This is a genomic window from Tenacibaculum sp. Bg11-29 (assembly GCF_002836595.1).
Taxonomy (GTDB): Bacteria; Bacteroidota; Bacteroidia; order Flavobacteriales; family Flavobacteriaceae; genus Polaribacter.
Map to the genome: position 1 here is coordinate 2755187 of NZ_PJBB01000003.1, position 24247 is coordinate 2779433.

The 24247-nt window shown below is 28.9% G+C and carries 19 protein-coding genes; 1 reads left to right on the forward strand and 18 read right to left on the reverse strand.

What is annotated here, in order from left to right:
• Positions 1–3 precede the first annotated feature (3 nt).
• The 15 genes from CXF68_RS12545 to CXF68_RS12615 form a co-directional block, all read right to left on the reverse strand.
• Positions 4–2055 (reverse strand): T9SS type A sorting domain-containing protein, encoded by a 2052-nt coding sequence (locus CXF68_RS12545; protein ID WP_101045182.1) that lies wholly within the window; start codon positions 2053–2055, stop codon positions 4–6.
• A 352-nt stretch (positions 2056–2407) separates the two neighbouring features.
• The gene (locus tag CXF68_RS20855; protein ID WP_198553813.1) at positions 2408–3580 is read right to left on the reverse strand and encodes a nuclear transport factor 2 family protein; all 1173 of its coding nucleotides are present in this window, start codon (positions 3578–3580) and stop codon (positions 2408–2410) included.
• An 86-nt stretch (positions 3581–3666) separates the two neighbouring features.
• Positions 3667–5457, reverse strand: coding sequence for a DUF885 family protein (locus tag CXF68_RS12555; RefSeq protein ID WP_101045183.1), 1791 nt, complete (start codon positions 5455–5457; stop codon positions 3667–3669).
• 46 nt (positions 5458–5503) lie between these two features.
• Entirely contained in the window at positions 5504–5983 is a 480-nt protein-coding gene (locus CXF68_RS12560) for a hypothetical protein (RefSeq protein ID WP_157821928.1), read from the reverse strand.
• 25 nt (positions 5984–6008) lie between these two features.
• The gene (locus CXF68_RS12565) at positions 6009–6596 is read right to left on the reverse strand and encodes an OmpA family protein (RefSeq protein ID WP_101045191.1); all 588 of its coding nucleotides are present in this window, start codon (positions 6594–6596) and stop codon (positions 6009–6011) included.
• Between the two features lie 91 nt (positions 6597–6687).
• On the reverse strand, positions 6688–8901 hold the full coding sequence (locus CXF68_RS12570) for a DNA mismatch repair protein MutS (RefSeq protein ID WP_101045192.1): 2214 nt from the start codon (positions 8899–8901) through the stop codon (positions 6688–6690).
• An 11-nt stretch (positions 8902–8912) separates the two neighbouring features.
• The gene (locus CXF68_RS12575; RefSeq protein ID WP_101045193.1) at positions 8913–9650 is read right to left on the reverse strand and encodes a LytTR family DNA-binding domain-containing protein; all 738 of its coding nucleotides are present in this window, start codon (positions 9648–9650) and stop codon (positions 8913–8915) included.
• Positions 9628–12510, reverse strand: coding sequence for a histidine kinase (locus tag CXF68_RS12580; protein WP_101045194.1), 2883 nt, complete (start codon positions 12508–12510; stop codon positions 9628–9630). Before CXF68_RS12580 ends, CXF68_RS12575 begins: the two co-directional genes overlap by 23 nt.
• Positions 12511–12633: 123 nt before the next feature.
• On the reverse strand, positions 12634–13338 hold the full coding sequence (locus CXF68_RS12585; protein WP_157821929.1) for a hypothetical protein: 705 nt from the start codon (positions 13336–13338) through the stop codon (positions 12634–12636).
• 59 nt (positions 13339–13397) lie between these two features.
• Complete coding sequence (locus CXF68_RS12590) at positions 13398–14018, reverse strand: hypothetical protein (RefSeq protein ID WP_101045196.1); 621 nt, start codon at positions 14016–14018, stop codon at positions 13398–13400.
• Positions 14019–14035: 17 nt separating this feature from the next.
• Positions 14036–15529 (reverse strand): hypothetical protein, encoded by a 1494-nt coding sequence (locus CXF68_RS12595; RefSeq protein WP_198553814.1) that lies wholly within the window; start codon positions 15527–15529, stop codon positions 14036–14038.
• Positions 15489–16160 (reverse strand): putative metal-binding motif-containing protein, encoded by a 672-nt coding sequence (locus tag CXF68_RS12600; protein WP_101045198.1) that lies wholly within the window; start codon positions 16158–16160, stop codon positions 15489–15491. Before CXF68_RS12600 ends, CXF68_RS12595 begins: the two co-directional genes overlap by 41 nt.
• Before the next feature lie 27 nt (positions 16161–16187).
• Positions 16188–16625: a hypothetical protein gene (locus CXF68_RS12605; protein ID WP_101045199.1), complete on the reverse strand. Its 438-nt coding sequence runs from the start codon at positions 16623–16625 to the stop codon at positions 16188–16190.
• Positions 16626–16635: 10 nt separating this feature from the next.
• Positions 16636–17382, reverse strand: a complete 747-nt coding sequence (locus tag CXF68_RS12610; RefSeq protein ID WP_101045201.1) for a prolipoprotein diacylglyceryl transferase — start codon at positions 17380–17382, stop codon at positions 16636–16638.
• Positions 17383–17393: 11 nt separating this feature from the next.
• On the reverse strand, positions 17394–17963 hold the full coding sequence (locus CXF68_RS12615; protein ID WP_101045202.1) for a hypothetical protein: 570 nt from the start codon (positions 17961–17963) through the stop codon (positions 17394–17396).
• Positions 17964–18111: 148 nt separating this feature from the next.
• Here CXF68_RS12615 and CXF68_RS12620 point away from each other — a divergent pair, with 148 nt between their 5' ends.
• Entirely contained in the window at positions 18112–18774 is a 663-nt protein-coding gene (locus CXF68_RS12620; RefSeq protein ID WP_101045203.1) for a uracil-DNA glycosylase, read from the forward strand.
• Here CXF68_RS12620 and CXF68_RS12625 read toward each other — a convergent pair.
• From CXF68_RS12625 to secA, 3 genes are all read right to left on the reverse strand, one after another.
• The gene (locus CXF68_RS12625; protein ID WP_101045204.1) at positions 18761–19777 is read right to left on the reverse strand and encodes a glycosyltransferase family protein; all 1017 of its coding nucleotides are present in this window, start codon (positions 19775–19777) and stop codon (positions 18761–18763) included. The two genes, CXF68_RS12620 and CXF68_RS12625, sit on opposite strands and share 14 nt — an antisense overlap.
• 6 nt (positions 19778–19783) lie before the next feature.
• Positions 19784–20641, reverse strand: coding sequence for a UDP-2,3-diacylglucosamine diphosphatase (locus CXF68_RS12630; protein ID WP_101045205.1), 858 nt, complete (start codon positions 20639–20641; stop codon positions 19784–19786).
• A 173-nt stretch (positions 20642–20814) separates the two neighbouring features.
• Positions 20815–24165, reverse strand: coding sequence for a preprotein translocase subunit SecA (gene secA, locus CXF68_RS12635; RefSeq protein ID WP_101045206.1), 3351 nt, complete (start codon positions 24163–24165; stop codon positions 20815–20817).
• Between the last annotated feature and the right edge of the window lie 82 nt (positions 24166–24247).

Below are 24247 nucleotides of genomic sequence, written 5' to 3' on the forward strand. Positions count from 1 at the left end.
CTTTTATTTTTTTATAAATTTCTTAGCGTAAACACCTTCTGGAGTGGTTATCTGTATAATATAATTTCCTTGTTTTAATGTTGAAACATTTATTGGTTCATTATTATATTTACCACTAGAAATATTTTTACCTATTAGATCAAAAATTTGATAAGCAGTAACTTTTGATGATGTAGATTTTATTTGTAAAATTTCTGTTGCAGGATTAGGAAATATTTTTAAATCATTACTAGTAACCTTAAGTGTATTTATACCTTTTTTAGATTTCGTTAATTCTTGTTTTTCGTTTTTAAGGCGACAAGAAATTAAGTTAGACTGAATTCCGTACTCTCTAGCTTCTTGCCAAGGCGCACAGTTATTATTTAAATACATACCATGCTTTACATAATACAAACAACCTGGTTCTAATTGATAATTAAATGTAAGTGCATCTGTATTATATATATAAGGAGTTGGTTGTTGCCACCAGCCAATAGAACTCACAGTTGCTGGAGTCATATTAGGTATATTAGGATCGTAATATTTAATTAAATACCAATCTGAATTTGGATTAACTCCAAAAGGTTGGTTTGCTCCTACAACGCTTAATGTATTAGTACATACGGTGTATGTAAAAGAAGTATCAAAATTAGTAGTTGAATTTCCCCATGAAAGGTTAAAAGCATTGGTGTGCCCGATAGCATTAATAGGAAAGTTGACATTTGTATCAGGGTTTAAATCGATGGTGCCAGAAAGATCTCCAGTTGCAAATATAGTATCGCAATCATTAATAACTATTGATTTAACAGAACCACCATCGCCTCCTTTATGTAACCAACCAAGAGCTCCATCTGTAGCACCATATCTTCCTATAAATAGCCCGCCATTAACTGAAAGACCACCAACAACTATTCCTCCTTGATTATCGATAGCAATAGCATTTCCTCTGTCATATGCATAATTATTATTTAAACCTGCAATTCTTTGAAACCATCTAAATGCTCCATTATTATTTAAAGAGGTAATAAATACATCTTTATGTCCTTGGTTTGAAGTCACGTATTGAGAATTATTTGGGTCAAAATCAATAATTCCATTAAAATCACCAATTAAATAGACATTGTTATTATTATCTACCTCAATGGCTTTAGCTATTACAGAGCCCTTAGTGTTTTTATTTTTGTTAATTCCTTTTGCCCATAATACATGACCTCCGTTATTAATTTTTAAGACAAACGTATTTATACCATACCAAGGAGAAGGAGTATAAGGGGTAGTAAGTAAATTTGAAATTACGTTTGTTGATGGGAATGCACGTTGATCTAGCTTATGAATGTAAGTTCCAGTCATGTATACGTTTCCTGCATCGTCTCCAGTCAACCCGTAACTAGACTCACTTTTATTACTACCAAAAGTTTCCACCCAAATATCCGCGCCAGTTATTGGATTTAATTTATACAGAAAAAAATCGGATGTGACAGAAGATGGTGTTTGAACAGTTGTATAATTTCCTGTAAAATACAATTCATTGGTGTTTTTATTGAAAAAAATTGAACGTCCATCATCACCTCCAGAAAGGCCAAAGTTTCTTGCCCATAATACATTTCCAATAGCATTTAATTTTAGAACAAAGATATCTGTACCCCCATTAGAAGTAATGCTTGTAGAAGCATCAAAAACTAATACTCCACTAAAAGCACCTACAACATAAATATTATTGTTAGTATCGGTTGTAATAGAATTTCCTATAACGATTCCTTGATTTCCAAAGTTTTTATGCCATATATAATTACCATTTTCATCTAATTTTTGTACGTACAAATTTGCTGAGTTATCTCCATTGGAAAATGCCTGATTAGTAGGACTAGGGTCAAAATCTGAGTTTCCCCAAGAAAACCCTGTGGTTATTAAATCACCATTTTCATCTTTAGCAATATCGTTTCCTGAGCTAACACCTACCATTCCAGGGGCACTATAAGGTATTGAATTACCCCAATTAAATGATTGTTGGGCTACCACTTTGTTTAGGAATAATAAGGCGAATAAAATTCCTAGAATTATTTTTTTTTCTTTCATAATTTTAATGTTTTGTATAGAAGCAGATAGCTTCTAAAATGTTTTTTAATAAGTAATGCTTAGATAGTTTTTAAAAGGATTCTTATAGTTAAAAGTAATTTTTTCTTTTCCATTTTTAATAAAGTTTTTGGTTCGTATATTTTTATATAAACAAAGTAAGTTTACTTCAGTTTAATAGAAGGGAAATTATTTCCGAATGGTTTATTCTATCTTCCGAGAATAAAAAAAGAAACCACTTTTGAATATTCAAAAGTGGTTTCTTTAAGGTAGCCAATCTATGATATTAATTTTCTAATATGGCTAATAGAGTATAATAAATGTTTTAGGTATGTGTTTTATTTTAAAAAATAAATTAACGTACAAATCTAACTGAGCTAATTTTACCATTAGTAATTTCATAAATAGCTACTGCTTTAAATGTATTACCGTTTGCAGTAACCAACTCTTCATCTATAACTATAGTACCTTTTACAATTCTATTTAGTATTTTACAATGTAAATCGGTCGTTTTTTCAAACATTGGGGCATAACGTTTTCGCATTTCATCGATACCTTTATAGTTTAATTTATCAGGAAAAGTGTATACCTTTACGTTTTTAGCATATGGTTTTAAAAAGGCATCAATGTCTCTTTTATTATATCCTTCTAACTGCTCTTGAGCCAAAATTTTAGGAGAAACTTCGGCAACAATAGCTAATTTGGTGCCATTATGGTTTACGGTAATTCTAGATATATTGTTAATGTTTTCATCTTTAAACCTATGAAAAACACTCCAGTTTTTATCTTTTTTTAGATTAAATTGTAAAATCATATTTTGATTAGCGACCAGTATCGTTCCATTTGGGAGCCAGCAAATATCTTCTCTAGTTCTTGTAGAGGTAATTTTTTTAGTTTCTTTTGTTATAGGGTTTAAAGACCAAACTTCCCATGTTTTACCATTTTTTTTCATGAAACTCACTAAGTTAGAGTTTGGTATTTTATGTAAAGAACGCCCTGTTTGTTTTGTAATAGAACTATTTGTTTTCTTTTTTAAATTACTAACAAAAAGCTCTAAAGTATCATTTACAATTACTGAAGAAATTAAAGTATTTTTATCATACCAATATGGATATGCAACAACCAAATTTTCGATTAATTCTTTACTTTTACCTGTTTTGACAAAGTATTGATAAAAGCGTTGCAATCCGTCTTTATCTAATCTAACAGCCGATACATTTTTAGAACTAGGTATTCTTTGTGGGGAATACTCACTTCCATTTGGTGTGTTATTTATAAAATTTTTTTCTCCTGTATTCGTATTATATTTAATTATATCAGTTTGGTTGTTTCTTGTTGAAGCAAATAAAATATTTTCATCATCATAAAAATGTGGTTGACTATCATAACCTTCGTTATTAGAAATATTTTTCCCATTAGTGATAATAAATTTACCTTCTTTTTTAGTAATATCAAATAAGTGTATTTCTGTATTAGTTTGCGCAAATGTTATGTTTGATACAAGTAGAAATAAGAATATTTTTTTCATTATATGTTCTTTTAGAACTCTAAAAATACTAAAAAAACCTCTTAAGAAATTTCTGAAGAGGTTTTAAAAAAAATAAATAAGAAAGATTACTTTTTACTTGTAATCCATTTATTAATTTTATTTTCTAACAAGGCTAAAGGGATACAGCCTGTTTCTAAAACTTGATTATGAAACTCTCTGATATCAAACTTATCACCTAATTCCTTCTTAGCTTTAGCACGCAACTCTCTAATTTTTAATTGACCAATTTTATAAGATAATGCTTGCCCTGGGTTTGCCATGTAGCGTTCAATTTCAGAAACAATACTAGCTTTACTTTCTGCTTCGTTTTCTAATGAATATTCAATCGCTTTTTCACGACTCCAACCTTTAGCGTGTATTCCTGTATCAACAACTAAACGAATAGCTCTATGCATTTCCATCCCCAACATTCCGAAATACTGATAAGGATCGGTATATAAACCTAACTCTTTACCTAAGTTTTCGGTGTATAAAGCCCAGCCCTCACCATAAGCACTGTACCATAATGTTTTTCTAAAGTCAGGTAAATCTTTATTTTCTTGTGTTAAAGAAATTTGATAATGATGCCCTGGTATTGCTTCATGTAAAAATAAAGCTTCGTCTGAAAATACATTGTACTTTGTAGCATCAGGAATTGGTGTGTAAAAAACTCCAGGACGTGTTCCGTCTAAAGAACCAGCGTTATATTCAGCACTCGCAGAAGCTTCTCTAAACTTTTCTGTTTGTTTAACAATAAAATCTGTTTCAGGTTTATTATCAAATAATTTTTCTAATTGCGGTTTCATTTTTTCATGAATTGCATTAAAATTATCGATAATTTGTTTAGGGTTGGTATAAGGCATCAAATTTTTGTTCTCTCGAACATTATTAAAAAAGGCCTTTAAACTTCCTTTAAAAGCCACTTGTTCTTTTACTTTTTCCATTTCTGATAAAATTCTAGCAACTTCACTTAAACCAAGTTTATGAATTTCATCGGCAGTCATTTTTGTAGTTGTATAATTTTTAATAGAATGATTATAATATGCTTCTCCATTAGGAACATCAGAGATACCACTACTTTCTCTACCGGCGTTTAAATAATCTGTTTTTAAGAAATTATAAATTGATTTAAAAGAAGGAATTAATTTAGTATCTAAAAGATTATAAATTTGTGTTGAAATAATTTTAATATCTACTGGTTCAAAACCTTTAGGTAAATCTTTAAAAGGTGTATTGAATAGGTGATTTTCAAAAGGAGTATTTGCTAATAATTCAAACTGGGGAATTATTTTTTTTATTAATGATTTAGGCAATACATAACCTTCTTTAATCCCTTGCTTCATCCTACTTTCTGCAGCTTGTAACCAAACATTATATTTTGCTAATCTACTTAACCAGTTTTGGTAATCTTTAACCGTTTTAAAAGGTTGTGCGCTACTACCGCTACCTAATTGACCCATTGTTAAATTAATTGTCCACATTTGGTTAATAGGCATTAAAAAGTCATTCTTAAAACTTACTTGTGCTAAAGCCATATCACAATCCCAATTTAAAACAGCCTTACTCATTTTTTGACTTTGGTTGAGGTCAATATTTTTAAAATTAGCTAATTGAGATTTGTAGTTTTTATAAAAAGCGTTATTTTTTATCTGATAAGCACTAGATAGTGTGTTAGGGAATTGATCATTAAAACGGTTGTCACCAGCAAAAGTAGCATTGATAGGGTTTAGTTTTAATTTTCCTTCGTTGTACTCTTTTAAGAATTGATTAAAAGCTATGTTTTCTTTTGTAGGAACTGTAACGGTGTCTTTTTTTTCTTGCTTACATGAGGTAAGTAAGATAGTAGCAGCTACAATTGTTAAGAAAATTTTATTCATGGTTTTGTTTTTTGATTGTAAACAAATATACCAAAAAGAAAACCTCTTAAGATTTTTTGTTATTTAAAAGCTTATTGGCTTGACCTCTCCAGTCATCACTTTCAATTCTTCCAGGAAAAAACTGAATCAAGCGAGTAATTGCTTCTAAGTCAATATCAGAAGAGTTCGAAAGTTGTTTATAAGTAAAAATTCCTATTCTATTTAATTTTTTTTCAATAACAGTTCCAATTCCTTTAATTTTACATAAATCATCTTTATCGTTTTTTGAAGCAATACCAATAGAATCAAAATTTAATTTTGTTGTTCTTTTTATTTCTATACCACCTCTCTCAAAAGTTTTAATAGCTCTTATAACTAACTCTTCAGGTTCGTCTAGTATATTGTCTTCTATGGTAGTCTTTTTTACGGTATTTGAGTTTTTTTTATCATAAAATTGTATTGCAAAAAAATATCCAATTAAAAAAGAACCTAACATCCAAAAAAATAGCTCGATAGAAAAAGATAAAGTTATGTCGTTAAAAAACATGGTTGGGTAATTTTTTAGTTTATAATTATTTTAATTCTTCTGTAGTTTGTTCTATCTTTTTTATAGGTATATTTTGATGTTGAATTGTAATTCCATCAGCATAGAAGCCATTAGAATCGTATTTATAAATAGCTAATTTATTTTTTGTAATAATTTTATTTGGATTAATACCATGTTTCACGAGCTTGTTTTTTAAATAAACAGCACGAGACATTCCTAAATTTGAGTTGTTTTTTGTTATTTCATTTTTAAGATAACTGGCTGTAATAATAATTTCTTTTTGCTTATTATTTTTCAAGAAATTTAAGATTGAATCTTTAAAATAATAAAAATTTTTAGGAAAAAGAACTCTAGTTTTTTTTGAAGAGGTAATAAATTTATGTTTGAATTTTAGTAGCGTTAAATTATAATTAAATTTAGGACTAAAACTCTTTTTTATAACAGAATCTTTTTTTACTGAAATTTCAGCAGTTATTATATTTAGCGGTTTCGCTTTAATGCTTTGCGTATTATTATTATTATCTTTTACTAATTCGTCTTTTTTAGTAAAAAAAAATTGAGCAATAATAGCAAATATCAAAAAAGCGAGAAAAGCTTGAAAAAAGTTTCTCATTATTTAATGGGGATTTAATTACTAAATTGATTTGCTAAATATATAATTTTATTTTTAACTAAACCATATTAAATAATCGAGAGGCTATTATTTATTTCTTTTTTTTAAATTTTTCTACCAATTCTAACTGTATTAATTTTGCTTTGGTGGTAAATACACCATAATTAATAAAAACTGTTTTCTTTTCAATTTTATCAATTGTACCAACAGAAGTACCATCAATTAATCGAACACGATCATTAATTTGATATGCATAAGCAGCTTTTTCGATTGCTATTTTTTTTGCTTCCTCTTTCTTTTCAGCTCTAACTTTTATTACTTTTTGAAGTACTTCTTCTTCTACTTTTTTTATAGCTTCTTTTTGTTTCTTTGCTGTAACTTCATCTTGTTTTTTTTCTGTTTTAGTTAGCTTTTTTAGTGGGCTTTTTTTTATGTGTTTTGTTTTTTCTGCAGTAACCCACTTTAAAAATTCAGTAGATAGTTCTTTTTTGTTATTGGTTTGAAAATATTTATTTAATAATTCATTTGTTTTTCTACCTAAAGATAACATTCGTTGATTGTTATCGTATAGTTCTTGAAAACCAGAAAGTTTACTTTGTAATTTTTGTTCTTTCTCTTGTAAACTTTCAATGTGTTCTTGACCTTTAGATTTTTGTTTAACTAAGCTATCAGAGGTTTTTTGTAAACGGTTACGTTCTTTTTGTAGATTAGATATCGTTTTATCTAACCTTATTTTTTCGGTTTCTACTCTTTTCTTTGCTCTGTTAATTAAACTATATGGAATTCCGTTTTTCTGAGCTACCTCAAAAGTAAAAGAACTACCTGCTTGTCCTATAAATAAATTATATAAAGGTTCTAAGGTGCGTTCATCAAACTGCATGTTTGCGTTAGTTACATTATCTAACTCGTTTGCTAATACTTTTAAATTAGCATAATGTGTTGTGATAATACCAAAAGCTTTTCTTTCATAAAACTCTTCTAAGAAAATTTCAGCTAAAGCTCCACCTAATTCAGGGTCAGAACCTGTTCCAAACTCATCAATTAAAAACAATGTACTATCATCACATTTCTTTAAAAAAGAACGCATGTTTTTTAATCTGTAGCTATAAGTACTTAGTTGGTTTTCTATAGATTGATTATCACCTATATCTGTTAAGATAGTGTTAAATAAAGTGGTTTCGCTACGTTCATGAACGGGTATTAATAAACCGCTTTGTAACATAAGCTGTAATAAACCAATAGTTTTTAGTGTAATACTTTTTCCACCAGCATTTGGTCCTGAAATAACAATAATTTGTTGCTTCTCGTCTAATCGAATAGTTTGAGAAAAAGTCTTTATATTTTGTTCTTTATTTTTTTTCCATAAAACAGGATGAAAGGCATCTTTAAAAAATATTTTCTTCTCTTTTGTTATTTTTGGTAATAAACCATTTATACTTCTTGCATACTTGGCTTTTGAACCAACTACATCTAAATGAGTTAAAAAAGTAATGTATTCGTTTAATAAAGGAGTATAAGGATGAATTTTACTAGCCAAAGCTCTTAATATCTTTATAACTTCTTGTTTCTCTTCGTAAATTAAGTTTTGTAATTCTCGGCTATAGGCTAAGGTTGCTTGCGGAGCGATATAAACAATGTTTCCAGATTTTGATGAACCTAATAAACTTCCTTTTATTTTTCGACGATGCATTGCTGTAACGGCTAAAACCCGTTGATTATCTATAACGGTTTCTTTTATATCATCTAAATAACCATTAGAAATATTTCTAGTTAAAGCATGCGTAAAACTTTCTGATATTTTACCACGAATACCGTTAATGTCTTTTCTTATTTGTTTTAAAATAGGAGAGGCGTTGTCGGCAACTTTACCATAAGAAGTAATTACCTCTTTTATACTATCAGAAACAAAAGAAGTAAGTTCTATTTTGTCACTTAATGCAAACAGTGTAGGGTAGTAGGTTTGAAATTTTTTTAAAAACTTTTTCATTTCATTTACAGTTTCAGTAACTGTAGCGACTCTTAAAAAAGCTTCGGTTTCTAAAAAACTATTTTCTATAGCTAATCGTTTAGTCTCTTCTGTAATATCTTCAAAAAAATGATTTGGAAGTCTATTTTCATTTTCAAATGAAGATAAGTATTCGTTTACTAAATTTAATTCGAAGAATAAATCCCTCTTATTTGAAATAGGCAAAACTTGTAGTGTCTTTTCTTTTCCTAAATTAGTAATACAATGTTCAGCAACTTGTTCTAAAACTGTTGTGAATTCTAAATCTTGAAGTGTCTTATTTGAAATATTCTTAGTCAAAAAAAATGTTTTTAAGTAGAGAACAAATCTATAAATTCTTTTCGTTTGGTTTTAGAAACAGGAACTCTTTTTTTATCATCTAATAAAATATAACCTTCGTTTTCAAAAGCACGTATTTTTTGTAGATTAATAATGTGCGATTTATGACACTTATAAAAGTTGTTATTTAGCATTTTTTCATATTTACCAATATTGTATGAGCTTATAATTTCAGAAGTATTAGTTGTGTGTATTTTGGTGTAACCTTCATAACCCTCAATATGCAAAATTTCATTATAAGGTATAAATAATAAGCCTTTATTAGTAGGTATAATTAACTTGTTTGCTTTAGAATTAATAGAAATTAACTTATTTAATAGCTTTTCATTTTTTTGTAAGGTATTTTTTTGGTTAACATTTTTCATCGCATTATTAATAGTAGTCTTAAGTTCATCATTATCTATTGGTTTTAAAATATATCCAATAGCACAATGCTGAAAAGCTTCTATGGCATAATTATTATATGCTGTGACAAAAATAATTTCAAAATTAGGATTTTCAATTTGGGACAATACATCAAAACCATTAAGAACAGGCATTTCAATATCTAAAAAAAGAATGTCTGGTTTATTTAGATTGATAAATTTTATGGCTTCTTGCGGGTTTTGGAATGTTTTTGTTATTTCAATTTCAGGAAAAAATAGTTTTATTTTTAATAGTAACCCTTCTAAAGCTTTGTATTCATCGTCAATTAATATTGCTTCTATCATATTTAATTTTTTTAAAGGTTAATAATACTAAGGTTCCAGAGCTGTTTTTACCTTTTAAATCAATAGTTTCTTGAGAGATATGCCATTCTAAAGATTCATTTATTAATTTAATTTTATCAGCAATTATTAATGTAGATCTTGAAGTATGTTTTTTAATTGATTTTTTTTGAATTTCTTTAGATTTTAGAAAACCAACACCATTATCTTTTATAGCTATAATAAATTCATTTTTAAAAGGAGATTTTTTTAAAGAAATATCGATAAACCCTTTTCCGTTTTTATGAAATAATCCATGATTTACAGCATTTTCTACAATAGGTTGTAATAACATTGTAGGTATTTTGGTGTCTAAATTTAGAGATTCATCAATATTGAAGTTAAATTTAAAATCATCTCCAAATCTCATTTTTTCTATTTCTAAATAACTTTTTAATAATAAAATTTCTTGCTCTAAAGTAATATTCTTTTCTCTTGAATAATCGAAAAACATTCGTATTAATCTTGAAAATTTAACTAAATATTTTTCAGATAATTCCATTTCATTTTTGGTCATGAAATATTGAATTGCATTTAAGGAATTGAATACAAAATGAGGATTCATTTGTGAACGTAATGCATAAAGTTGATACTCAATATCTTTTTGTTTTTTTAAAATATTTTTTCGAGTACTTTCTTTTATGCTTTGTTTAGTCCATCTATTAAATAAGATAATACCAAAAGATATAAATAAAAACAGACCAATTTTACACCATAAGGTTTGCCACCATAATGGTGTAATTACTATAACAACTGTTTTTAATATTTCATTTTCTTGATGATTCGTAACTTTTAGTTCTAAATGATAGGTGTTTGGCTTTAAATCGGTGAAATTAATTTCAGGAGTATTTGTAGTGATCCATTTATTATGAATTGGTTCTAGTTTATATTGATAGGTTAGGTTTTGTTGACTGCCATAATTTATTGCACCAAAAGAAACGGTTGTGTAGTTATTGTTTTTATAAGGAATAGAAATACTATCGGTTATATAATTTTTGGTGTTTACTATAATTGATTTTATATATAAACCTTGTAATTGATTTGTTCTTCGTTGCTTTAAATCTAGAATAGAAATACCTAAATCTGTAGCCACATAAAGAGAATCATTTTTTTTAACAACACTATTGGTATTATTAGAAAGTAACCCATCAGATTCAAAATAGGAATGTAAAATAGTATATGTTTTTTTGTTTTTTATGACTTTGTAAATACCTTTTTGTGTAGCTAACCAGATACTTTTGTTAGAATCAATAAAGATATTTTGAACACTTAAATCGGTTGTTTTATTAATAAAGATAGCTGTGTTTCCATCGGTTATATAGGCTCCGAAACCATCAGTACCTATAACCGTAAAAGTGTTGTTTAAATTCACTTGACTTAGTACCGGTTTATTAAATAATTTGTTGCTGTTAAGTTTTACAATGCTGTCATTTTTTAGTCTAAACAATCCAGCTTGATTTCCTATAAATAATTGTGATGTTGTTTTTGAAAATGAAGAAGCACCATTGAGTTGGTATTCTTTTTCTGTTGTAAATTTTTTACTATTTATTTTACGAATTCCAAAGGAGTTGTTTCCATATAAAAAACCATTAAACGCTATAATTTTACGAGCAAAAGTATTTCTGCCTAGTGTTTCATGTGGTGTATTTAGTTTTGTTATTTTGTCGTTTTTATATGAGAAAATATTATATTCTGAAGAAAAAAAAGTAGTTTGTAAAGAGGTTATATGAGTAACGCTATATTGAAAACCGTTGTTTTTTATAATAGGTTGTAAAGTATCTATAATTTTAAAAAAACCTTCTTTATATATGCTTGCATATATGTTGTCTTTAATGAGTTTTAGGCGCTGTACTTTTTTATTTTTTCCTACCGTTTTTACCTGTTGTTTTTCTTTAGGAAGCATAAAAACACCTTTATTAAAGGTTGCCGACCAGATATTACCCATATTATCTATAAATGAAAAATGAGCATTTAGGTTTTTAGGAATAGATACTGTATTCTTTAATACTCCTTTTTCACCTAAATAACTAATAAAGTTCATTCCTGTAAATTGTACCTGATTATTTACATTATGATATCTGAAATATTTAAGGTTGTGAGGTAAATTTTGTGATGTGTAAGAGAATGAATATACTTCCTCTTTATTAAAATTTTCTATAAAATAATTATGTGCTCCAATGTTTATATATAAACTATCGTTTATTTGCCCATGTTCTGATATCGTATTAAGTACTTTACTATCTGTAGAAAGTTTTTTTTCTTTATTTTTTTTATAAAAAAAAATGCTGTCTCTAGAATTATTAATACCCGTAGAATGAATAATAGGGTGTATTATTTTTAGTGTTGGGGTAATTTTATTTTTTAGAGTAAGGTTTAATGTTGTTTCCCAAATGCTATCTTTTAAAGCAAAAGAGGAAATTCCGTCATTAAAAATAATTGAATCTTTTGCTTGTAAAATAGCTCTAGGGTATAGTACCTTTTTCTTTTTTGAAGAAAAGGCATATACTTTATCATTTAAAATATAGCCTAACTTATTTGCTTTAGAGAAGTACCAAATTTTATTATCTGGAGTTATTCTTATACTCCAAATATCATTAGAGGGTAAGCCGTCTTTTACAGTGAAGTTTTTAAATGTTTTACCATCGAATTTAGAAATACCTTTATCGGTAATTATCCAAATAAAACCTTTGTAATCTTGAGTTATTCTATACACATGGTTACTTGGTAAACCATCTTTTATAGAATAATTGATATATTGTTGGGCAAATGAAAAACTCCATATCAGAATTAATAGTAAAGTGATATGGATTTTTTTTTGTTTCAAGGATACTTTATTAAGTGTTTATGACAAAAGTAATGGTTTTGAAAGTATATTAAAATTAGCTTACTTATCCCATTATAAGAAATAGTAGAAACAACTCTAGTAAACTTAAAAAAGAACTAAAAGTTAAAACTTTTCTTTAGCTTCTTTTGAATACTCTAAAAGTCCACCTTGCTTATATTTATTTGAAATCTGATATAAATAAAAAGGAGATACTTCCATTATTTTGGCGCACTTTTCAATATTGTTATGATATGCTTTAACTGAAATTCTCAAATCGTTGTCATAATTACTAGAGAAAAATGAATCAAGAAATGTTTTAAGAATAGGGTCATTATATAAGTTAAAATATAAAAGATTGTTATTTGTAACAGGACTATATAAAGTAGTGTATAAACTTATATTTGCAACATTAATATTAACGTTATTTACAACAGGACTCATATTAATAAAACTTGATGTTACACCTTCCCAGTGGCTAGGAGATACTTTTCTAGATATTGTAATTGAAAATTTAGTCCATTCTTGTAATGCAAGTAGAGGGTTTGAAGGGGTATTGTCAATTTTTAAAATTAAGTCTTCTTTTGTACATTTTTGTAATGAAATTAAAGATGTTTGACTAGAATTATTAAAACCAGTTCTTCTTTTACAAAGTAAAGTGACTTTTTTTAATTTTGGAGAGATACATCCAAATTGTTCAATTTTATGGTTGCTAGTATTTGACAATTGTTTAGTCGCTTTTTTAATTGACTGTCTTTTTTTTGCATTCTGAGCTGTTAAGCTTGTACCCATAAAGATAAAGCATAAAATAAATAGTTTGAAATATTTCATAGTATTCTGTTTTAAAGTACCTACTCTGTTATGGATTTTCGGTTAACTCCTATAAAATTTTAATCTAAAATAATACCTAAGTTTCCATCATAATGGCCTGTAATTACCATTCCGTTTTGATTCATGAAACTATAATCTAGATCTATTGTGCCAGTATTTGTGTTGCTATTAAAAGTGTAGTTATTTAAAGTAACTGTAAGTGCACCTGTTCCTGGAGAGTGAAATGTACCTGTATTTTCATTTCCCATTCCAAAATCACTTCCATTTGTATTAAAGTTAGGAGTAAGTGGATCAATTGATAAATTATGACCAATAGTACTGTCTGTACTAGAAACAATGTATGTGTTTCCTGCAACAGGCCCGTTATTTATTAAGGAAGAATTACTACCGAAATCTAATTGTAAAAACACGAAATTAGAAGTATTTAAACTAAATAGATAATCGCCAGATGAACCATTCACGTTTAAATCATTATCATACATTCTTCCATCTAATAAAAATATATTTAAATGGTCTACAGGAGCATCAGAATCAAATTCAATATAACAATTTGTGGTTTCATAGGTTTGTGTTCCTACTGTAAAAATATTTGTAGGCGTTGCAATATCATCGTTATTATCGCAACTAGTAATAGATAATATAAGTGTTAGTAATACTATAATTTTTTTTGCTGTTTTCATTATCAAGGTTTTTATTTTTATAAAGAAATATAGTTTCCAAACCCATTACTATAGGTTTGTACTAAATTTAAATTGGAACTACTTATATCGTAAATATGAAGTCCGTTTGCATCGGTTACATAAGCGTAATTTGCTTTAATTACGACACCGCTGGCAGCATTTAAAGGTTTACTATCTATTACTGTCATCGTTGCGAGGTTAACCATTGTAACACCATCAAAACTTGTTTGTAGAGGTGCTAGGGAACTAGCTTTAGTCGTAATATATGCATAGTTTCCTTCTATGGTAAGTGCAGTAACGTATCCGTTAATATTTACTTCATTAATAAGGTTATAACCAAAGTTTGTTTCTTTGAATTTTTTAAACTTTTTGTCGTTTATATTGGCAATATAAAAATCAGTTCCATCAGTTCTCGTCCAACTATGATAACTACCTGATGTATGAGGGTAAGAGGCAATATCAACATCAGTTAAATTAAAAGTATTTGTAATAACAGGAGTGTTTGCATTGGTAACATCAATTTTACGTAAACCAACAGAAAAATCTATTATGGCTAAACTATTGCCTTTTTTTACCATACTCATTACATCGTGTATATCTACTCTGGCATAATCTGTATTAGCTATATGTAGTTTATGAAAGCCCTTATGTTCGTCAGAAATATAGGTGAGATTATCAACTTGTACTACATCGGTTAACCTACCGTAATTACCTCCTTTAGCTATTGAACCAAAAATATTTGAAGTAGGAGGGTTAGATATATTTACAAAACTGACAAAAGGTTCGATAGCATCAAAATAACCAACATAGGCAACACTATTAAAAGTATTTACATAATAAGAGGTTGGTGCAGGAATAGTGTGTGTTAAGCTTGGTGCTAACGGGTTAGAAGCATTAATAACTTTTAGATTAGTACCGTCTGTAATATATACATATTCTGCTAAATTTATTACTTCGTCAATTGTTACACAAAAATCACCTTGAACAGGGGTAAGCGCAATACTTGGTAGGTAAGAAAACCCTCCATTGTATGTTATTTTAATAGCATCACCTACTTGAGTACCTCCAGTTATTGTATTTAATACAATAGTGTTGTGTTGAGGAAATGGAGTTCCATCAACGGCATAATAACTACCAGCAGTGGTATTCCATGATTGATCGAAGGTAGAAGTGTCACCTGCATTTATAGCAAAGGTGTAAAAATCCAGAAAAGGAGAAGATTGTGTACTATATATATGATAATAATCTCCCTGTGGATGCCCTGTAACATATTGTACAATTGTTTTGGCGTCATCATAAAAATAATTAAAAGTGTATTGTAAATTTCCATTACCTTGGCTCATTGACACTCCTTGCTCTTCAACATCACATGGGGTTATTGGAATACCTCCTTGAGTATTTCCACTACTACAACTAAAAAAAAAGAAGGTAGTTATTATTGTTAAGTATTTTAATAGGTTCATAATGTTTTTATGTATTATCATTTCCATCACAATTGCTATCTTTTCCATCATTTGGTATTTCTCTTATGTATGGATGAATCGCACTATCTGTATCATCACAATCTAAATTATTAAATACTCCTTGAGCAGCTGATGCATTTTGTGAACCATACCCATCACCGTCAGCATCGATATAGCGCTCAACAGTGTCTGTTTCTCCATCACAATTATCATCAATTCCATTATTTGCAATTTCGTCTGCCTTTGGATGAACTTCAACATCATTATCATTGCAGTCACCAGCAAACCAAGAATAATTATTAGGAGCTGTGGTATGATTGTTAATTTCTATGATTATAGGATCAGGGCTTCCAAATCCATCACCATCTTTATCGCTATAAAAAGTGTAAGAAAACTTTCCGTTGCAATCTTCATCTATTAAATTATCTGTGATTTCTGTACCGTTTGGATGGGCATTAGCATCGTCGTCATCGCAATCTAGAAAATTATCAACATAACCAACTGGTTGTTGTATTGCGTATACAGGAAGACCGTCTTTACCAAAACTATCCCCATCGACGTCTATATACCATCTAGCTTCATCAGGGTCAGGATGTCCAGAGCATCCAGAACCTGTAATCAAGATTGCTATTGAAATTAAGACCAGTGGAATAAAAATTTGTAATATTAATTTTTTCATAATTTTAATTTGAATGAGAATAATTTATTAAGGAGTTACGGCATCAATTATTACGCAATATTCAGCTTCAAGACTGTTAGATGTTATATCGTATCTAAATTCATCACCGACAGCTATTCCTGCACGTTGGCAGGTAACTGTTGCTGGGTAAGGAGTACCATCTATTAAAATATTTATATTTTCAGTAGCTCCGAGGGTAACAGCATTTGTTGTAAATACAACAAATGGAGTTCCTCCATATATTTCTACAGCAGCAATTCCAGTTCCTCCATTATTGGGAAACAGCTCTGTGGTTAAGTCTACTTCGGGAATTACTGTTTGTGTACTATTATTGGAGTCTAAAGAATATGTAAGCCCTTCGTAATTACATTGGGTTTCATTTGGAGCATTTCCGTTATCATTATCACAGTTATAAAATGTTGTAAAAAGGATGCTTGCTATTAAATAAAAAAGTGTTTTTTTCATAGTTATAGTATTAAATAGTTATTGTTTTTTTTAATTTTAAATAGAAAAAAGCCATAAGTAATAATAGAGAGAAGGCTATAAATTGTGAATGCGATAGTATATTTTCAATTATGAATCCTCTTTTATCCCCTCTAAAAAATTCTAAAAAACTTCTGGTGATGGCATATAAAACAACATAAGACATAAATATCTGACCATTAAATTTTTTCTTTTGTTTGATAATAAAAAGCAAAACCATAATAATTAGAATAGAAAAAACTTCATAAAGTTGTGTAGGATGAACTGCAATTGATTTTGTATTGGGAAAAGTAATTCCAAATACAGAATTTGTTTCTTTTCCATGACAGCATCCTGCAAAAAAACAACCAATGCGTCCAATAGAGTGAACAATTGTTGTAGTAATAGCTAAGATATCTAACATTGGCAAAACAGGAACTTTATGTTTTTTTAGGTACAAAATAATTGTTATTGTAATGCATATAAAGGAACCATAGAAAACAAAACCTCCAGAAAAAACGGAAAGTATACTTTGTGGGTTTTGTATATAGGATAAAGGCTTTTCAAAAAACAAAAACAACTTGCCACCAATAAAACCGATTATAAATACAATATAAAAAAATGAATTAGGTAGGTATGTTTCTAGTCTTTTTTTAGCCTGCCATTTAGTGTATAGTACAGCCAATAGTGTACCGAATACAATACAAATAGCATAAGTATAAATAGTTGTATTTTGAATCTCGAATAGTTTTGGATACATAATTTATTGTTTTATCTATCATTTCCTCTTTTCATTCTAGCAGAACCTGTTATTGTACCTGTAATGCTAGCATCTGTAATATGAGTATAACTTCCTGTAAATGTAAACTCCAAATATTCTCCAACGTTTGTTGCATGTGATATGATGGTACAGTTTATAGGGCTAGAACTATATGAAAAATGTGGTAAAAATTTAAAACCATCATCAGAAAGAAGTTCTGAAAAGTAAAATTGATTGGTAATGGGTAAAATAGGCGAGGATCCCCATGGAACCAAGTTTGTGGTAATAAAAGAAGTATAATTAGGGAATATAAAATCACCATCAACAAAAATACTACCTCCGTTTGATGTATTTGCAGAAGCTCTAAAGTAAAAGCGTTGGTAATTGGGACTTGGGTTTAGTACATGGTATGCTGTTATATTACCATCAAAAACTCTTTCAGTACCACTGTTTAAAGTGTATTTGAAATATTCATCAGTATTTAATGTAGGGGTAATCGTATCGTTATTACTGCAACTGATTAAAATAAATAAACTGATTATTAATTGAATTAAGTAGGTTCTTTGTTTTGTTTTAAGCATAATTATTTTTTTGAACAAAACTAACTGGTAATACCAAACAGGTAAGAGAGCATTTAACGAACTACTTGTTTGATGTAAGGAATGTTCTTTTTCATAAAATAAATTTGATATTGTATATTTGATTACATATAAAATAGATCATAGTACAATGCTGGTAGAAATTTCAGATGCATGGAAACATGTTTTAGACTTAGAATTTGAGAAAACATATTTTAAGAAATTACAAAGTTTCATAAAAGATGAATACAATAGTAACAAATGTTATCCGAAGGAAGAAGCTATTTTTGCGGCGTTTAATTATTGTTCTTTTAATGATTTAAAAGTAGTAATTATTGGTCAAGATCCATATCATGGTATCGGGCAAGCAAACGGACTCTGTTTTTCTGTTCATGATAAGATTAAGCATCCTCCGTCATTAAAAAATATTTTTAAAGAAATTGAAACGGATTTAGAAATACCGTATCCTATTTCAGGAGATTTATCTCGTTGGGCAAAACAAGGAGTTTTATTATTAAATGCAACTTTAACCGTTAGAGAAGGGGAGGCAGGAAGTCACCAGAAACAAGGTTGGGAACAATTTACAGATGAGGTTATAAAAAAGATATCAGATGATAAAGAAGGTGTAGTTTTTTTACTCTGGGGAAAATTTGCAGAAAATAAAGGTAGCATTATAGATCGTAAAAAACATACTGTATTTACAGCTCCACATCCGTCTCCTTTAGGAGCGTGGAGAGGGTGGTTTAATTCTAAGCATTTTTCTAAAACAAATACTTTCTTAAATGCAAAAAATAAAAAAATCATACAATGGTAGTAATAGGTATATGGATTTGCTTATAGTATGGTATCATAACTGTATTTAATATATCTTTAGTAATATCGGGATAATTAACTTTTATCGATTGTTTAGCGTTTACCCATGATGAAATTTTTATAACTTGTCTTTTATTAAATTTTTTTAAAACAGGTATTCCCATTTGTTTTAAAGACAATGCATTACATTGTTGTTCATATTGGTTTCTCATAGGTATAACCAATAATTTTTTTTGTAGATACAATGCTTCCGCGGGTGTTTCAAAACCAGCACCACATATAACACCTTCACTAGAACAAATACTTTTAATAAAATTGGGACCATTGATTGGTTTTATTATAACATTGTTTTTGAAAATGTATTCTTTTGTGTTTTTTGAAAAAACCTCCCATTTTGTGTTTTTAATTTTAGAAAGTATCTTAATAATTTTTTTATCACTATATGAAGGAAGGTAAACGGTATAATGCTTCTTATTTGTAATATTACTATACCTTATTTCTTTACGGATGATTGGAGTAAAAGTACTAGATGAATATATATTAAAATGGAAACCAAATTTTATTTTTACAGGAGCATAATATTTTAAAATCAATCGTTCTATTCTGTAGATTCCTTGTTTAGGAGCATTCGCGTCTAAAACAGCATTTTGATGACTCAAAGATATTATTTGACTACGTTTAAATTTAGATGCCCAAGCTGTAACAGGTTCGAAATCATTGATAATTAGATCGTATTTTTCTAAGGGGACAGATTTTATTTCTTTTAATAAATTTTTAAGTTTCATTTTTTTTATTGTCTTCCAAAAAGAAATACCGCCTTTTTTTCCAAAAATGAAACTTAATCCATAATATTTATATTTTACGTTAAAAGGAAGATCTAAATCACATTGATAACCACTAATTAACACATCAACATCTCCTTTTTGCTGTAAATAAGGTATTATTTCGATTGCTCTACTTGCGTGCCCGTTTCCCGTACCTTGAAAAGCATATAAAATTTTCATGTGTTTTTAATTAATATTAAATTCTTTTAAAAGTTCTTCAAAAATTTTATGGTTACTACTTTCAGTATTCATAAAATCAGGATCATTAGCGTTTGTATTTTTATAAATATTCTTAGCAATTTCATCTTTTTCATATTCATACAGCGACCAAGATTTGTTATGATATTCTAAAGAGGTTAAGTTCTCAATCCAATCTCCAGAGTTTAAATAGGTAGTACCTCCGTTTTTATTTTGGATTGATTTTATTTCGGGATGATGTATGTGTCCGCAAACCACATAATCATATTTTTTTGATATCGCTATTTCTGAAACTATTTTTTCAAAATTATTAATGAATTTCACAGCACTTTTAACACTGTTTTTTATTTTTTTAGAAAAAGATAATTTTCCGTAACCAAGTTTATTACTTGTCCAGTTTACGGCTGTATTTATAATAATTAAAGTATCATACCCAATACTACCAAGTTTTGCTAACCATTTAGAGTGTTGCATCGTTACATCAAAAACATCACCATGAAAAAACCAACCTTTCTTACCGTCAATATCAAGAACTAATTTGTTTACAATTTCAAAACTACCAAGACGAAATCCTTTAAATTTCCGTAGCATTTCATCATGATTTCCAGTAATGTAATATACTTTTGTACCAGAAGTAATATAAGACATTAGCTGTTTTATAATCTTCATGTGTGGTTTAGGAAAGTATCTTTTTTTAAACTGCCAAATATCAATGATGTCTCCATTTAAGATTAATATTTTGGGATTTATAGATTTTAAATAATTATGTAATTCGGTAGCCCTACACCCATAAGTACCTAAATGCACATCAGAAATAACAGCAATATCTAATTTTCTTTTTTTCATTTTAAAGTATGCTAAATAATCTTAGTAAAAATACTTTTCTAATGTGTTTTAAAATTAAATAAATTGTAAAGTGTTGTTATGTCGTGTTTTATTAAATTGTGAGGTGAATGTTTTTTTAATGTAAAAAGCTCGGTTAAAACCGAGCTTTTTTATTTATTCTTGTAAAGAAATACTTATTTGTTATATAAGACCCAAGTACCTTTTTCTAGTAAAGGGATAGCTTGTTTATATTTAACTTCTTTTTCTTCACCAGACATAACGTTCTTAATAGTAACTTTTTCGTTACGTCCAATTTTTGGTTGTTCACGAACAACTGTTTCAATAACTTGTTGTTCTTGTGTTTGGCTATTACGAGCTCTACTCATTGCTTGTTCAGATGAATTTTGAACTTCATCTTTACGAGTATCTAATTGTTCTCTTTTTTGTTCAACAGCTTCTGATACTTGTGAGGCATCTTGACTTGGTAATTGACCTTTAAATAAGAAAGATAAAACTTCTTTATTTACTTTATCAACTGTTTCTTGAAATAATTCAAAAGCTTCAAATTTATAAACTAATAGTGGATCTTTCTGTTCATATGTTGCGTTCTGAACAGTTTGTTTTAACTCATCCATTTTACGTAAATGATCTTTCCAGTTCTCATCTATAATAGATAACGTAATGTTCTTTTCAAAATCGTTAACTAAAGATTTTCCTTCAGATTCGTAAGCTTCTTTTAAATTGGTAACAACCTGAAGAGTTTTAACACCATCAGTAAAAGGAACTACGATACGTTCGTAACGATCTCCTTCATTTTCATAAACATTTTTAATTACAGGAAAAGCACTATCAGCGTGTCTTTCAGTATCATTTTTATAATGATCAGAAACAATTACATATAATTTATCTGTTAATTCTTCTTCTGTTAATTTATTAAACTCTTCTTCTGAGAAAGGAGAAGTCATTGATGAAAAACGAATTAATTCAAACTCAAAGTTCTGATAATTGCTATTCATTTTATTTTGCTTTACAATTGAAACACAAGTATCATAAATCATATTTGCAATATCAACTTGTAAGCGCTTACCATCTAAAGCATGGCGACGACGTTTGTAAACAAACTCACGTTGAGCGTTCATAATATCATCGTACTCTAATAAACGTTTACGAATACCAAAGTTATTTTCTTCAACTTTCTTTTGTGCTCTTTCAATAGATTTAGAAATCATAGAGTGTTGAATTACTTCTCCCTCTTTTAATCCCATTCTGTCCATCATTTTTGCAATCCTTTCAGATCCAAATAAACGCATTAAGTTATCGTCTAAAGCTACATAGAATTGAGTTGAACCAACATCTCCTTGACGACCTGCACGACCACGTAACTGGCGGTCTACACGACGAGAATCATGACGCTCAGTACCTACGATTGCTAAACCACCAGAAGTTTTTACTTCGTCTGATAATTTAATATCGGTACCACGACCAGCCATATTTGTTGCAATTGTTACTATTCCAGCATTACCTGCTTCAGCAACAACATCAGCTTCACGTTTGTGTAATTTTGCATTTAAAATATTATGAGGAATCTTACGCATTTGTAGCATTCTTCCTAATAATTCAGAGATTTCTACAGAAGTTGTTCCAATAAGAACCGGACGTCCTTGGTTAGATAATACAACAACATCATCAATAACTGCGTTGTATTTTTCACGAGTAGTTTTATAAACTAAATCTTCTTTATCATCTCTTTGTATTGGTCTGTTTGTAGGAATTTCAACAACATCTAATTTGTAAATTTCCCAGAATTCACCAGATTCAGTAATTGCAGTACCTGTCATACCAGATAACTTGCGATACATTCTAAAGTAGTTTTGTAAAGTAACTGTTGCAAATGTTTGTGTTGCATCTTCAATCTTTACATCTTCTTTTGCTTCAATAGCTTGGTGTAATCCGTCAGAGTAACGACGACCGTCCATAATACGACCTGTTTGCTCATCAACAATCATTACTTTATTATCCATTACAACATACTCAACGTCTTTTTCAAAAACAGTGTATGCTTTTAAAAGTTGATTCATTGTATGAATGCGTTCGCTTTTTATACTAAAATCACGATATAATTCTTCTTTCTGACTTGCTTTATCTTCAGAGCTATCTTCACTACTATCAATTTGACCTACAATAACACTAATATCTGGTAAAACGAAGAAAGTGTCGTTTGCTGTTTTTTCAGATAAATGAGCAATACCTTTATCGCTTAAATCAATTTGATTATTTTTTTCTTCAACAGTAAACCATAATTCAGCATCAACCTCAGGCATCAACTTATTATTGTCTTGCATGTAAAAGTTTTCGGTCTTTTGAAGAATTTGTTTTATTCCTTCTTGAGATAAAAACTTAATTAAAGCTTTGTTTTTTGGAAGTCCACGATAAACTCTTAACAATAAGAATCCACCATCTTTAGAATTTCCTTCTTTTAATAAAGCTTTAGCCTCTGCTAAAATTCCTACTAAATATTTACTTTGAAGAGATACTAAATCAGCAACTAAAGGTTTTAATTCGTTAAATTCATGACGATCTCCCTGTGGTACTGGACCTGAAATTATTAAAGGAGTACGAGCATCATCAATTAAAACAGAATCTACTTCATCAATAATTGCATAGTTAGGTGCTCTTTGAACTAAATCCTCTTTAGAACTAGCCATATTATCACGTAAATAATCAAAACCAAATTCGTTATTTGTACCGTAAGTAATATCTGCATTATATGCTTTTCTACGTTCTTCTGAATTTGGTTGATGAAAGTCAATACAATCTGTACTTAAACCATGAAATTCAAAAACGGGAGCCATCCATGCACGGTCACGTTTTGCAAGGTAATCATTTACAGTTACAACATGTACACCGTTACCTGTTAAAGCGTTTAAGAATACAGGTAGGGTAGATACTAAGGTTTTACCTTCACCTGTCATCATTTCGGCAATTTTACCATTATGTAAAACAGATCCACCGATTAACTGTACATCATAGTGTATCATATCCCAAGTTACTTCTTTACCTGCAGCATCCCATGAGCTATCCCAATATGCTTTGTCGTTATCTAAAGTAATATGTTCTCTTGTCGCAGATAACTCTCTATCAAAAGAGGTTGCAGTAACTTCTAATTTATCTTCTTTTGTAAAACGTTTGGCAGTTTCTTTAACTACAGCAAAAGCTTCACCCATAATATCTAATAAAATAGCTTCAGAAGCTTTATAAGCTTCATCTTTTAAACCATCTATTTCAGCATAAGCATCTTCTTGTCTATCAATATCTGCAGTTAATACTTCTTCTTCTAATACAGCTATTTTATCGATAAATATTTTTGTAGCCTCTTTAATTTTTGATTTAAATTCGATTGTTTTAGCTCGTAACTCATCATTAGATAAACTACTTAATGAATTTTCAAAAGATCGCACTTTATCAATAATAGGTTGTAGAGATTTTAGGTCTTTTTGTTGTTTGTCTCCAACAAAAAGTTTTATAATCGAGTTTAAAACGCTCATTTTTAGTGTGTTATTTTATAGTTGGTTAGTTTTAACTAATCAACATTATTATATATAGTTTTAGTGCTTAAAAGTAAGCAAA

What these genes read in the sequence shown, in the direction of transcription:
- CXF68_RS12595 (WP_198553814.1), bottom strand. Translation starts at nt 15,529, where the DNA reads ATGGAAAAGATAGCAATTGTGATGGAAATGATAATACATAAAAACATT.
- CXF68_RS12625 (WP_101045204.1), bottom strand. Translation starts at nt 19,777, where the DNA reads ATGAAAATTTTATATGCTTTTCAAGGTACGGGAAACGGGCACGCAAGT.
- CXF68_RS20855 (WP_198553813.1), bottom strand. Translation starts at nt 3,580, where the DNA reads ATGAAAAAAATATTCTTATTTCTACTTGTATCAAACATAACATTTGCG.
- CXF68_RS12630 (WP_101045205.1), bottom strand. Translation starts at nt 20,641, where the DNA reads ATGAAAAAAAGAAAATTAGATATTGCTGTTATTTCTGATGTGCATTTA.
- CXF68_RS12590 (WP_101045196.1), bottom strand. Translation starts at nt 14,018, where the DNA reads ATGAAAACAGCAAAAAAAATTATAGTATTACTAACACTTATATTATCT.
- CXF68_RS12555 (WP_101045183.1), bottom strand. Translation starts at nt 5,457, where the DNA reads ATGAATAAAATTTTCTTAACAATTGTAGCTGCTACTATCTTACTTACC.
- secA (WP_101045206.1), bottom strand. Translation starts at nt 24,165, where the DNA reads ATGAGCGTTTTAAACTCGATTATAAAACTTTTTGTTGGAGACAAACAA.
- CXF68_RS12615 (WP_101045202.1), bottom strand. Translation starts at nt 17,963, where the DNA reads ATGCTTAAAACAAAACAAAGAACCTACTTAATTCAATTAATAATCAGT.
- CXF68_RS12560 (WP_157821928.1), bottom strand. Translation starts at nt 5,983, where the DNA reads ATGTTTTTTAACGACATAACTTTATCTTTTTCTATCGAGCTATTTTTT.
- CXF68_RS12585 (WP_157821929.1), bottom strand. Translation starts at nt 13,338, where the DNA reads ATGAAATATTTCAAACTATTTATTTTATGCTTTATCTTTATGGGTACA.
- CXF68_RS12610 (WP_101045201.1), bottom strand. Translation starts at nt 17,382, where the DNA reads ATGTATCCAAAACTATTCGAGATTCAAAATACAACTATTTATACTTAT.
- CXF68_RS12575 (WP_101045193.1), bottom strand. Translation starts at nt 9,650, where the DNA reads ATGATAGAAGCAATATTAATTGACGATGAATACAAAGCTTTAGAAGGG.
- CXF68_RS12565 (WP_101045191.1), bottom strand. Translation starts at nt 6,596, where the DNA reads ATGAGAAACTTTTTTCAAGCTTTTCTCGCTTTTTTGATATTTGCTATT.
- CXF68_RS12605 (WP_101045199.1), bottom strand. Translation starts at nt 16,625, where the DNA reads ATGAAAAAAACACTTTTTTATTTAATAGCAAGCATCCTTTTTACAACA.
- CXF68_RS12600 (WP_101045198.1), bottom strand. Translation starts at nt 16,160, where the DNA reads ATGAAAAAATTAATATTACAAATTTTTATTCCACTGGTCTTAATTTCA.
- CXF68_RS12620 (WP_101045203.1), top strand. Translation starts at nt 18,112, where the DNA reads ATGCTGGTAGAAATTTCAGATGCATGGAAACATGTTTTAGACTTAGAA.
- CXF68_RS12545 (WP_101045182.1), bottom strand. Translation starts at nt 2,055, where the DNA reads ATGAAAGAAAAAAAAATAATTCTAGGAATTTTATTCGCCTTATTATTC.